Here is a 12294-nt window from a genome sequence, read left to right as displayed (position 1 = left end):
AAACGCTCGTTCAGGTAAACAAGGCGTATCGATCACTCGGCCGCTTGCAATTCCTCGCTTGCCAGCGGTCTTTGCAGACGCTCGATCAGCCGCGCACGCTCGCCCGCCGCCTTCGCGGCGCTGGCCTGCCGGACATGGCCATAGCCGCGGATCAGCGACGGCACCGAGGCCAGGGCCGTCGCAGCCTCCACCCTGCCCGGCGCCAACGCTTTGGCGATCAGGTCGAGATCGGCCTCGTAGTCTCTCAGCGACTGGCGCTCCATGCGCCGCTCGGCCGTGTAGCCGAAAAGATCGAAGGCGGTTCCGCGCAGGCCCTTCATTGCTGCCAGCAGCCGGAAACCCTTCATCATCCACGGGCCGAAACTCGATTTCCGGGGTTTGCCGTCATTGGTGCGCCGGCCGAGGATCGGCGGCGCGAGATGGAACTCGAGCTTGTCATAGCTCTGGAACTGCTTGGCGAGGTCGGCGGCGAAAGTGCCGTCGGTGTAGAGCCGCGCCACCTCATACTCGTCCTTGATCGCCATCAGCTTGAAGAGGTTCCTGGCGGCTGCCTCGGTCACCGCGGTCGAGCCTGGCACGGCCTTGGCTTCGGCGGCGCGCGCCATCGCCACACGATCGGCGTAGCGCCTGGCGTAGGCAGCGTTCTGATAGGCGGTGAGGAAGGCCACACGGCGGGCGATGACATCGTCCAGCGTCTCGGCGGGCTTCGACGCCGGCTTGCCGGTCTGGGCGACCAGGCCGCGCACGAAATCGGGCTGATGCGCGGCGCGACGGCCCCAGCGGAAAGCCGCAATATTCATCGCCACCGCTTCACCGTTCAATTCTATCGCCTTTTCAACGGCTTCGGCCGAAAGCGGCAGGCCGCCATGCTGAAAGGCGAAGCCAAGCATGAACATGTTGGCGCCGAGCGAATTTCCGAACAGCGCGGTCGCCGTGCGGGTGGCGTCGAAGAAATGCGCCTTGTCGTCGCCGGCGGCCGCCCGGATCGCCTTCTTCAGCCGCTCGACCGGCAGCGAGAAGTCGGCGGAGCGGGTGAATTCACCGGGCATGATCTCGGCGGTGTTGGCGAGGAAGATCGTGTGGCCCTCGCGCACCGCGCCCAGCACCTTCTTGGCGCCGGAGACGACGAGGTCGCAGCCGAGCACAAGATCGGCCTTGCCGGCCGAAACGCGAATGGCGTGGATGTCCTCGGGTGTCGGGGCGATGCGGACATGGGTGAAGACCGAGCCGCCCTTCTGGGCGAGGCCGGCCATGTCGATCATGCCGCAGCCCTTGCCTTCCAGATGCGCGGCCATGCCGAGCACCGCGCCGACGGTGACGACACCGGTGCCGCCGACCCCGTCGATGATTCCCGCCCAGCCCTGGTTGCCCATGCCGAATTCAACCGGCGCCGGCACGCCGTCGAGAGGATCGGCTCTGCCGGCAATGCCTTCGGCCTTTCTGATCTTGCCGCCATGCACGGTGACGAAGGACGGGCAGAAACCGTTGAGGCAGGAGAAATCCTTGTTGCAGCTCGACTGGTCGATGCGGCGCTTGCGGCCGAATTCGGTCTCGACCGGCTGGATCGAGACGCAGTTGGACTGCACGCCGCAATCGCCGCAGCCTTCGCAGACCAGTTCGTTGATGAAGACGCGCTTGTCGGGATCGGGGAAGGTGCCGCGCTTGCGGCGCCGGCGTTTCTCGGCGGCGCAGGTCTGGTCGTAGATCAGCACCGAAACACCCTTCACGTCGCGCAATTCGCGCTGGACGAGGTCGAGGTCGTCACGGTGATGAATGCTGATACCGGCCGGGAAATCCGCCTTGCCGGCATATTTGTCAGGCTCGTCGGTGACGACGGCGATACGGTCGACGCCCTCGGCGCGCACCTGTCTCGCGATCATGTCGACGGTGAGGCCGCCCTCATGCGGCTGGCCGCCGGTCATCGCCACGGCGTCGTTATAAAGGATCTTGTAGGTGATGTTGGCTCGGCTCGACAGCGCGAAGCGGATCGCCAGCAAGCCGGAATGGTTGTAGGTGCCGTCGCCGAGATTCTGGAAGATGTGGTCGCGCTTCGAGAACGGCGCCTGGCCGACCCATTGCGCGCCCTCGCCGCCCATGGCGGTGAAGCCGACAGTGTTCCTGTCCATCCACAGCGCCATGAAGTGGCAGCCGATGCCGGCGGCGGCCAGCGAGCCGTCCGGCACCTTGGTCGAGGAATTGTGCGGGCAACCCGAGCAGAAGAAAGGCGTGCGCGAGCCGATATCGACGGTGTCGGCGAGCATCGCCTGGAACTGGCGCAGCTTCGCCACCCGCGCCGCGATCTCTTCCGACGGGCCGATGGTGCGCAGGATGCGCTCGCCGAGCGCGATGGCGATCTCGTTCGGATCGAGCGCGCCCTTGGCCGGGAACAGCCAGTCGCCACGCTCGTCCTTCTTTCCGACGATCACTGGCTGGACGGCGGTGCCGTAGAGGTTCTCGCGCAGCTGCACCTCGATCAGCGAGCGCTTCTCCTCGACGACGACGATGGTGTCGAGGCCGCGGGCGAACTCGGCGATGTGCTGGAAATCGAGCGGCCACGGGCAGCCGACCTTGAACAGGCGGATGCCGATGCGGTTGGCGGCCTGCTCGTCGATGCCGATATCCTCCAGCGCCTGGCGGACGTCGAGATAGCTCTTACCGATGGTGATGACGCCGAGCTTGGGATTGCGGCCGCCGGAATAGACGATGCGGTTGAGGCCATTGGCGTGGATGAAGGCGGAAGCGGCGGCGCGCTTATACTCGTGCAGCCGCTCTTCCTGGCCGAGCATGTCGATCTCGTGGCGGATGTTCAGGCCGCCCGGCGGCATGTCGAATTCGGGAATGACGATGCCCAGGCGCTCGATCGAGGCGTCGACCGAGGCCGTCGATTCGATGTTGTCCTTGACGCATTTGATCGCCGCCCAGGTGCCGGCGAAGCGCGACATGGCAAAGCCGTAAAGGCCGTAGTCGATGATCTCCTGGACGCCGGCTGGATTGAGGATCGGCACCATGGTGTCGACGAAGAGGAATTCGGTGGCATGCGCGTTGGTCGATGATTCGGCCATGTGGTCGTCGCCCATCAGGGCAAGCACGCCGCCATGTTTCGACGAGCCGGCAAGATTGGCGTGACGGAAGACGTCGCCGGACCGGTCGACGCCCGGCCCCTTGCCGTACCAGACGGAGAAGACGCCGTCATGCGTGCCTTCGCCCAGCAACTCGGTCTGCTGCGAACCCCAGCAGGCGGTGGCGGCGAGCTCCTCGTTGAGGCCGGGCTGGAAGACGATATCGGCTTGAGCGAGCTGCTTCTTCGCCCGCCACAGCTGCATGTCGAGGCCGCCAAGCGGCGAGCCGCGATAGCCGGAAACGAAGCCTGCCGTGTTGAGGCCGGCGCGGCGGTCGCGCTCGCGCTGCATCAGAAGCATGCGCACGACCGCCTGCGCGCCGGATAGGAAGACGCGCTCCTTGCCAAGGTCGAACTTGTCGTCGAGCGCGACGTCGTGCAGCGTCATCAGGCATTTCCTCTGCGGAGGCGGCCCAAATCAGGCAGCCAACGTCGGAGTGGGACGCCGCAGTCTTTCGTCCCTTGGCGATGAGGTCAAACAAAATCGCAGGGGCCAGATAACACGCAACAAACGGTCTGGCGAGTGGCCGGCGACGCATGCAAGATCACGCTAACCGCTTCGCGAGGAACAAAAATTTCGCGATGGCGCGGCTTTTGTTCGACAAAATTCCGGGCGGAAAGCCGTTTCACACTTTTCCTGGGATTGCTTTGACGCCTGCGTTTCAGGTCGCTTTCGAGCAATCCGGCTTCTGCTCGTCGGGCAGCTTGCCGTTCGGGTGGCCGGCAAGGTCAGGATTGAGCTCGTATTTCGGGCCGATCACCAGCGGCCGGTCCGGCAGCATGGTCTGGTCCTCCGACGAGGTCATGGTGGTGTCGATGCTTTGCAGCAATGTGCCGCTCGAATCCTCAATGCGGATCGAGACGGAATAGGGCTTGTCCTTGACCACGCAGGAGAGCGGCGGGCTGGTCAGCGTGATGTGGGGCAACTTCGGCCAGATCTTCTGGTTGACGACGAGCGGGTCGCCGCCGGCCGGGTTCTGGAAGCTCACCACCGCAACCTGGCCGTCGACCATCGGCCGCAGCGGCTTCAGCGTGATGACGTAGGTGGCGATGGCCAGCCGGTAGTTGAACTCGAACAGCTTGCCGGAAATAGCAAAGAGCTGGTCCTTGCCGGTGTCGCGGCAGGCGCCGAGCGCGACAGCGGCGGCCAGGGCGGCACCGACCAGAGCCGAACGCGACAATTTCCTAAACATTGGGAACCTCCCTCGCTGCCGTACGGCGGCGGTAATAGCGGTTTGCCTTCTGGCGATTGCCGCAAACGGCCATGTCGCACCATAAGCGGCTGGCGTTGCGGCTGCGGTCGACGAACAGCCAGCTGCAATTGGGGCAGATCCGAAGCCGCGCCACCGTTTCGCCCTGCAGCAGCGACAGCGCCGAGACGGCCAAGGCCGCCTCGAAGGCAATCGGCGTTGCCGGATCGCCGAAAGGCTGGCCCGGCATCCCGATCTCGGTCGCATTCCCGGACAGTCCACCGGCGCAGGCCGTGAGGAAATCCGGCAGGAGACTGGTCGCGAGCGCGCCGTTCGACACGGCATGGCGAAACAGGCGATCGGTCGCTTCGCGGATCGAGATGACGGTCGGTTTTATCTCGCCCGGTTCCGACGCCCGCAGCCGCCGGCCGCCGAGTTCGGTCGCGCGAAAACCGCTCGCCGCCTCGGCGAAGCGGACGATCTCGGCCGGGTCGTCGAAGCGGTCGAAGGACTTTTGCGGATCGTTGCGCAGCACGACGGTGTTCGCCGTATCGAGCGCAAGGATGCCGCCGGTGAAGCGGTGCGGGGTCCAGGAAACCGTCATGGACAGAAATCTAACCGATAAAACGTGTTTGACAAGTTAGATTCCGAATGCAACGGTTCGCCAAGGTCGCGTCACACGACCCGCGGGATATCGCATGCTCTATTTCTTCCAGCAGGTGCTGAACGGGCTGCATTCGGGCGCGCTCTATGCGCTGCTCGCCTTCGGCTATGTGCTGACCAACGGCATCCTGCATCGCACGAACCTGGCTTACGGCGCGCTGTTCGCCTTCTGCGGCCAGACGATGATCCTGACCGCCGCCTTCGGCTACCAGGCGCTGTGGCTGACGCTTGCCGCCGCGGTGGCGCTCGGCGTGGCCGCCGCCATTCTCTATGCGGTGCTGATCAGCCACGTCCTGTCGCGCAGCGTTTTCGAGAGGCTTGCCGACCGCTCGCCCAACGCCATCGTGGTGACGACGCTCGGCATCCTGCTCTTCCTGTCGGAGGCGAGCCGCATCGCCGCCGACACGCATGATCTGTGGTTGCCGCCGATGCTCGCCACCCCCGTCATTTTCGCCGAGGGCGACGGCTTCAAGGTCACGCTTACCGTCATCCAGCTGCTCGACTGCGCGGCGGTCATCGCGCTGGTGGCGCTGGCAGCTTGGCTGTTTTCGCATTCGCGCTTCGGCCGCGCCTGGCGCGCCGTCTCCGACGACCCGAAAGCGGCGGCGATGTGCGGCGTCGATGTGCGCGCCGTGTTCCGCCGCGCCGTGCTGTTCGGCGGCCTCTGCGCCGCCCTGGCCGGCGTGCTTGCCGGCCTCTACTACGGCAATGTCTCCTTCGGCACCGGGCTGATCTACGGCCTCAAGATCCTGTTCGTGACGGCGGTCGGGGGCTATCTGTCGCCGCTCAAGGCGGCGCTCGGCGCAGCGGCCTTCGGCATGGCGGAATCGCTTTGGGCCGGCTACTTCCCGCTCGAATGGCGCGACGCCTGGATCTACCTCTTCCTTGTCGCCATGCTGGTGCTGATCGGCGCCGGGCGCGACCAGGCCAAGATCGCCTGATCCCCGGACTTTCGTTGCCCCCAAGACTTTCGTTGCATGACGCATCGTCAGGCGGCGGTATTCCGCCACTGTCCAGCGTGCCGATCCGTTTGCCGCGGCTTTGTCATGTTGACCTGCCGGACCACGCGCTGCATATCGTTGGGCCAAGCGGCGCGACACCGGAGGGGGAATCGGGCGCGCCGCATGGTCAGGGAGGATATGCATGGCAGGGCTGCTCGCTCTATCCAGGACGATCGACCGCATCAACGAGTTCATCGGCCGCTGGGTCTCCTGGCTGATCCTGCTCGCGATCCTGGTGAGCGCCGGCAATGCCGTCATCCGCAAGGTGTTCGACACCTCCTCCAATGCCTGGCTGGAGCTGCAATGGTACCTGTTCGGCGCCGCCTTCATGCTGGCCGCCGCCTACACGCTGAAGCAGAACGACCATATCCGCATCGACATCGTCTACGGCATGTTCCCGCGGCGCGTGCAGCACTGGATCGACCTCCTCGGCCACCTCTTCTTCCTGATGCCCTTCGTCGTGCTGATGGTGATCTATTTCGTGCCCTATGTGTCGCTGTCCTTCCGTAGCGGCGAGATGTCGACCAATGCCGGCGGCCTGATCGTGTGGCCGGCCAAGGCGATCCTGCTGGTCGGCTTCTTCCTGCTCGCGCTGCAAGGCGTCTCCGAGATCGTCAAGAAGATCGCCATCATGCGCGGCGACATGGACGATCCCAATCCCTTCGTGTCGGCGCATGAGCAGGCCGAGCTCGAGGCCAAGGCGCTGGCCGAGGAAGCCAAGGCGATCGCGGGCGAGGCCCGCCCATGATCGAATTCATCGCGCAGAACATGGCGCCGATCATGTTCGCCTCGCTGATCATCTTCCTGTTGATCGGCTATCCCGTCGCCTTCTCGCTCGCCGCCAACGGCCTGCTGTTCTTCTTCATCGGCGTGCTGGTCTCGCCCTATTCCGGCGGGTCGATCAACCTTGCCTGGCCGCTGCTGCACGCGCTGCCGGACAATTTCTACGGCACCAGGGTGATGTCGAACGACACGCTCCTGGCGATACCCTTCTTCACCTTCATGGGCATCGTGCTCGAGCGCTCAGGCATGGCCGAGGACCTGCTCGACACGATCGGCCAGCTGTTCGGGCCGATACGCGGCGGGCTTGCCTATGCGGTGATCTTCGTCGGCGCGCTGCTTGCCGCAACGACCGGCGTGGTGGCGGCCTCCGTCATCGCCATGGGACTGATCTCGCTGCCGATCATGCTGCGCTACGGCTATGACCGCAGGGTCGCCTCCGGCGTCATCGCCGCCTCCGGCACGCTCGCCCAGATCATCCCGCCTTCGCTGGTGCTGATCGTGCTTGCCGACCAGCTCGGACGCTCGGTCGGCGACATGTATGCCGGCGCGCTGATCCCCGGCCTCGTGCTGACCGGCATCTACATGCTCTACATCCTGATCATGTCGATCGTCCGGCCGAACTCGATGCCGGCGCTGCCGCTGGAGGCCCGCACGCTCGGCCACGGCGTGCTGTCGCTGATCGTGGCGCTGCTCGTCACCGGCGCCATCTCCTATGGCGCCTATCGCTATCTTGCGCCGACGCAGGGCGACAATGCCGACATCCTCGGCTTCGCCGTCGGCGTCATCGTCATCTATGTCGTGGCCATCATCGATCAGCGGCTGGGACTGAACATGATGTCCAAACTGGCACAGCAGGTGGTGATCGTGCTGATCCCGCCGCTGGCGCTGATCTTCCTGGTGCTGGGCACGATCTTCCTCGGCATCGCCACGCCGACCGAAGGCGGCGCCATGGGCTCTGTGGGTGCGCTCATCATGGCAGGGCTGAAGGGGCGGCTTTCGCTCGACGTAATCAAGCAGGCGCTGGCCTCGACGACGAGGCTTTCCTCCTTCGTGCTGTTCATCCTGATCGGCGCGCGCGTCTTTTCGCTCACCTTCTACGGCGTCAACGGCCATATCTGGGTCGAGCACCTGTTGACCTCGCTGCCCGGCGGCGAGACCGGCTTCCTTGTCGGCGTCAACATCCTGGTCTTCGTGCTTGCCTTCTTCCTCGATTTCTTCGAGCTCGCCTTCATCATCGTGCCGCTCTTGGCGCCGGCCGCCGACAAGCTCGGCATCGACCTGATCTGGTTCGGCGTGCTGCTCGGCGTCAACATGCAGACCAGCTTCATGCATCCGCCTTTCGGTTTCGCGCTGTTCTACCTGCGTTCGGTCGCGGCCCGCGTGCCTTACCTCGACAGGATCACCGGCAAGCAGATCGCGCCGGTCAGCACCGGGCAGATCTATTGGGGCGCCGTGCCGTTCGTCTGCATCCAGGTGATCATGATCGGGCTCACCATCGCCTTCCCGCAGATGGTGATGCGCTACAAGGGCGCCGCGGTGGAGCCAAGCACGATCGACCTCAAGCTGCCCGACATGCCTTCGCTGTCGCCGCTCGGCACGCCGCCGGCGGACAATGGCGCGGCTCCGGCCAATGGCGCCGCCGCACCTGCCGCGCCCGGCACGCCCGACCTGTCGCAGCCGCCGAATTTCGGCGATGCCGCGCCTGCCAAGCCGGCGGCGCCGGCGCCCGACCTTTCGAAGCCGCCGAGTTTCAATTGAGGTGACAGCCATGCGAGCAGTCCGGCTCGAAGCAATCGGCAGCATCGCGCTTCGCGAGGTGGACAAGCCTTCGCCGGGGCCGGAGGATGTCCTGGTGCGGATCGAGGCCTGCGGCGTCTGCGGCACCGACCGGCACCTTTTCCATGGCGAGTTTCCCTGCACGCCGCCGGTGACGCTCGGCCATGAATTCTGCGGCATCGTCGAAGGCGTGGGCGCGGCGGTGTCCGGCATTGCCGTAGGCGACCGTGTCACCGGCGATCCCAACATCGCCTGCGGGCGCTGCGCCCATTGCCATGCCGGCCGCATCAATCTGTGCAGCAATCTGAGCGCCATCGGCATCCACCGCGACGGCGGCTTCGCCGATTATGTGCTGATGCCGCAAAGCCAAGCCTTCCGGCTGCCCGCAAACCTCAAGCCTACGCATGGCGCCTTCTGCGAGCCGCTCGCCTGCTGCCTGCACGGGGTCGACCTTGCCGCGATCCGGCCGGGCGCGTCGGTGGTGGTGCTCGGCGGCGGCGTCATCGGCCTGCTCGTCGTTCAGTTGGCCAAGCTCGCGGGCGCCGCGACCATCATCCTGTCGACCCGACAGGCCTCGCGCCGCGCGCTTGCCAAGGAGCTCGGCGCGACCGCGACGATCGATCCTAGCGCCGGCGACCCAATCGCGGCCGTCGCCGGCGCGAATGGCCTGGCGCCGGGCGGCGTTGACGTGGTGCTGGAATGCGCCGGCGTGCGCGACACGGTCGAGCAATCGCTGCGCATGGCGAGGGCGGGCGGCACGGTGGTGATCGTCGGCGTGGTGCCACAAGGCATGAAGGTGGAAATCGAGCCGTTCGATCTGTTGTTTCGCGAGCTGAAGGTGCTCGGCTCCTTCCTCAACCCGTTCACGCATGGAAGGGCGGCGCAGCTGATCGCCTCGGGCGCGATCGAGATCGACAGGCTGATTTCGAGGCAAGTCAGCCTGCAAGACGCACCGGACGTGATCGCCAACCCGCCGGCGCCGGGCGAAGTCAAGGTTCTGGTGGTGCCGGGTTGAGGCTAAGTGCGGATCTTCCTTCTCCCCTTGTGGGAGAAGGTGTCGCCGAAGGCGACGGATGAGGGGTGCTCCAGGGAATGCTAACGCCTCATTCCTTCCAACACCCCTCATCCGTCTCGGCGCTGCGCGCCGATCCACCTTCTCCCACAAGGGGAGAAGGTAAGGCCCAGCCTACAGCTTGCCGTTGCGCTGCTGCACCATCATGAAGGTGTCGTAATTGTATTCGGCCACCTGAGCCCAGAGATAATGCTCCTTGCGGAAGGCCTTGATCGATTCCCAAATCTTCTTGAACGGCGCGTTGTTGGATTCCATCTCGGCATAGACCTCGTTGGCCTTCTCGAAACAGGCGGCCATGATCTCCTGGCTGAACGGCCTGAGCTTGGCGCCGCCAGCCACCAGCCGCCGCACCGCCGGCGGATTCACATAGTCGTATTTCTGCAGCATGTTGGCGTCCGCGGCCTGCGCCGCGGTGCGCACCAGCGATTTGTAGGTCGGCGAAAGCTCCTCGTATTTCGCCTTGTTGAACAGGAGATGGACGGTCGGGCCGCCTTCCCACCAGCCGGGATAATAGTAATAAGGCGCGACCTTGTAGAAGCCGAGCTTCTCGTCGTCATAGGGGCCGACCCATTCGGCGGCGTCGATGGTGCCCTTTTCCAGCGCCGGGTAGATGTCGCCGCCGGCGATCTGCTGCGGCACCACGCCGAGCTTCTCGACGACCTTGCCGGCAAAGCCGCCGATGCGCATCTTGAGGCCGGAGAGATCGGCTACGCTGTTGATTTCCTTGCGGAACCAGCCGCCCATCTGGACGCCGGTGTTGCCGCCCGGCAGGCCGTACAACCCTTGCGTGCCAAGGAATTCGTTGAACAGGTCGATGCCGCCGCCATGATAGTGCCAGGCGTTCATGCCGCGCGCGTTGAGCGAGAAGGGCACGGCCGCACCGAGCGCCCAGGTGGGATCCTTGCCCCAGTAATAATAGGCCACGGTATGGGCCGCTTCGACGGTGCCGGCGGCGGTGGCGTCGGCTGCCTGCAGGCCGGGCACCAGTTCGCCCGAAGCGAAGACCTGGATCTGGAAATTGCCGTCGGTCGCTTCCGACAGCATCTTGGAGAAGACTTCGGCGCCGCCATAGATCGTGTCGAGCGACTTCGGGAAGGACGACGCCAGCCGCCAGGTCACTTTCGGGTTGGACTGGGCAATGGCCGGCGTGGCGAGTGCCGCTGCCGCTGCGGCGGCACCCACGCCGGAGGCACCGGCCTTGCGAATGAACGAACGACGATCCATTAAGTTTCCTCCCTTGCGGATCAGCTGACCGATGCAGGACATCCTCGGTGTCCGAACCGGTTGGGGGAGAAACATACACGGGCAAGAAGTCGAGTCCAGCGCCGCCGGCCAAGCTTGCAGCCATTCAGCGGCCCACTGCAACTATAGTCTAACATCCTCTCGTCTGGCCCATGCGAGGCGGCGAAACTTGCCATGGAAAAGCCGCGACGGATCGCTTATTTTATAGGCAGAACAAATCCTTGGCCTGATGGAAACCAAACCCAAAATGCAGCAGCCGCTCGTCGCAATCTCGACCGACGTCCGCCAGTTCGACAACTACACCTGGCACGCAGCGCCCCAGCAATATCTGGAGGCGGCGGTCGCCGGCGCCGGCGTGTTCCCGCTCCTGGTGCCGTCCTTCGGCGACCGGCTCGACCTCGACGAATTGCTGTCGTCCGTCGACGGCGTCATGGTCACCGGGTCGAAGTCCAACGTGCATCCCTCGCTCTATGGCGGGGACCCGAGTGAGGCCAACGGGCCCTACGACCCGGCGCGGGACGCCACCACGCTGCCGCTTATCCGCAAGGCGATCGAGCGCGGCGTGCCGCTGCTTGCGATCTGCCGCGGCATCCAGGAGCTGAACGTCGCGCTGGGCGGCACGCTGGRCACCGAAATCCAGGAGCGCGAAGGCTCGCTCGACCACCGCGCGCCGGTGAGCGACAATCAGGAGGAGCGCTTCGCCATCCATCAGACGGTTTCGATCAAGCCCGGAAGCTGCCTTGCCGGCGTGTTCGGCGCCGGCGAGATCAAGGTGAATTCCCTGCATCGCCAAGCGATCGACCTGCTGGGCTCCAGGCTCCAGGTCGAGGCCTTGGCCACCGACGGCACGATCGAAGCGGTCTCGGTCAAGGATGCGCGAGCCTTCGCGGTCGGCGTGCAGTGGCACCCCGAATACTGGGTGAAGTCGGACAGCAATTCCGCCAAGATCTTCAAGGCCTTCGGCGATGCCGTGCGGCTGCACGCGGCCGCGAAGGCAGGTGCCAGGGCCGCAGCGGAATAGACACTTCGCTTATATTCAGTTGCTGCTGTCGCTGTTCAGCGCGAGAAGCGGCGCGACCGGCGCGTAGGATTCGTAGCCGTCGCCATCGGCGACCTCGAAGGTGACGATCGGATCGACGCCATTCTCGCTGAAAGCGACCGAGCCGTCCGCCTGCTCGCGCCAGAATCTCACGCGCTCGATGCCGGGCATCAGCTTGCGGCAGTCCGGGGCGACGTCGAGCCGCGACAGGCCGTCCGAGACCGGAGCTCCGCGCTGCACGGCGCAGGCGGCTTCGTCGCCATTGGCCGTCAATCGATAGGTGCTCGAGGAGGCGGTCTCGACAGCCGTGCTTTGGCCCTCGCCGCCAGACAGGACATGCGCGCCCCCGAACAACGCAACCGACACAACCAACCCGACGAACAGCTTCACGCCGCTTCTCCACGCTCAAC

10 protein-coding genes are annotated in these 12294 nt (G+C 65.2%); 5 read left to right on the top strand and 5 right to left on the bottom strand.

The window, feature by feature from the left end:
- Window positions 1-32: 32 nt before the first annotated feature.
- The 3 genes from LCM4577_RS02935 to LCM4577_RS02925 all read right to left on the bottom strand — a co-directional run bounded on the left by LCM4577_RS02935 (window position 33) and on the right by LCM4577_RS02925 (window position 4912).
- A complete protein-coding gene (locus LCM4577_RS02935; RefSeq protein ID WP_071069524.1) occupies window positions 33-3506 on the bottom strand; it encodes an indolepyruvate ferredoxin oxidoreductase family protein in 3474 nt (1157 codons plus the stop codon).
- Between the two features lie 274 nt (window positions 3507-3780).
- Window positions 3781-4311, bottom strand: a complete 531-nt coding sequence (locus LCM4577_RS02930) for a hypothetical protein (protein WP_071036519.1) — start codon at window positions 4309-4311, stop codon at window positions 3781-3783.
- Complete coding sequence (locus LCM4577_RS02925; RefSeq protein ID WP_071036520.1) at window positions 4304-4912, bottom strand: CGNR zinc finger domain-containing protein; 609 nt, start codon at window positions 4910-4912, stop codon at window positions 4304-4306. The genes LCM4577_RS02930 and LCM4577_RS02925 overlap by 8 nt, the downstream gene beginning before the upstream one ends.
- Window positions 4913-5006: 94 nt before the next feature.
- Here LCM4577_RS02925 and LCM4577_RS02920 point away from each other — a divergent pair, with 94 nt between their 5' ends.
- From LCM4577_RS02920 to LCM4577_RS02905, 4 genes are all read left to right on the top strand, one after another.
- Window positions 5007-5912, top strand: a complete 906-nt coding sequence (locus LCM4577_RS02920) for a branched-chain amino acid ABC transporter permease (protein WP_071069522.1) — start codon at window positions 5007-5009, stop codon at window positions 5910-5912.
- 202 nt (window positions 5913-6114) lie between these two features.
- Window positions 6115-6720, top strand: a complete 606-nt coding sequence (locus LCM4577_RS02915; protein WP_071036522.1) for a TRAP transporter small permease subunit — start codon at window positions 6115-6117, stop codon at window positions 6718-6720.
- Window positions 6717-8513 (top strand): TRAP transporter large permease subunit, encoded by a 1797-nt coding sequence (locus LCM4577_RS02910; RefSeq protein WP_071069520.1) that lies wholly within the window; start codon window positions 6717-6719, stop codon window positions 8511-8513. The genes LCM4577_RS02915 and LCM4577_RS02910 overlap by 4 nt, the downstream gene beginning before the upstream one ends.
- A 10-nt stretch (window positions 8514-8523) precedes the next feature.
- On the top strand, window positions 8524-9546 hold the full coding sequence (locus LCM4577_RS02905) for a zinc-dependent alcohol dehydrogenase family protein (protein WP_071036524.1): 1023 nt from the start codon (window positions 8524-8526) through the stop codon (window positions 9544-9546).
- A 171-nt stretch (window positions 9547-9717) separates the two neighbouring features.
- Here the strand turns inward: LCM4577_RS02905 and LCM4577_RS02900 are convergent, their stop codons facing one another.
- Window positions 9718-10827, bottom strand: coding sequence for a TRAP transporter substrate-binding protein (locus LCM4577_RS02900; RefSeq protein ID WP_071069519.1), 1110 nt, complete (start codon window positions 10825-10827; stop codon window positions 9718-9720).
- 265 nt (window positions 10828-11092) lie between these two features.
- Between LCM4577_RS02900 and LCM4577_RS02895 the strand changes: the two genes are divergently transcribed.
- Window positions 11093-11866 carry a gamma-glutamyl-gamma-aminobutyrate hydrolase family protein gene (locus tag LCM4577_RS02895; RefSeq protein ID WP_071069517.1) on the top strand — a complete coding sequence of 258 codons (774 nt, stop codon included), beginning with the start codon at window positions 11093-11095 and terminating at the stop codon, window positions 11864-11866.
- A gap of 15 nt (window positions 11867-11881) precedes the next feature.
- Here the strand turns inward: LCM4577_RS02895 and LCM4577_RS02890 are convergent, their stop codons facing one another.
- Complete coding sequence (locus tag LCM4577_RS02890) at window positions 11882-12274, bottom strand: hypothetical protein (protein WP_071069515.1); 393 nt, start codon at window positions 12272-12274, stop codon at window positions 11882-11884.
- Between the last annotated feature and the right edge of the window lie 20 nt (window positions 12275-12294).

The sequence above is a fragment of the Mesorhizobium sp. LCM 4577 genome (assembly GCF_001854795.2).
Taxonomy (GTDB): Bacteria; Pseudomonadota; Alphaproteobacteria; order Rhizobiales; family Rhizobiaceae; genus Mesorhizobium; species Mesorhizobium plurifarium.
Note: the sequence above shows the minus strand (reverse complement) of the source record. Positions and strands in the feature narration are given on the sequence as shown.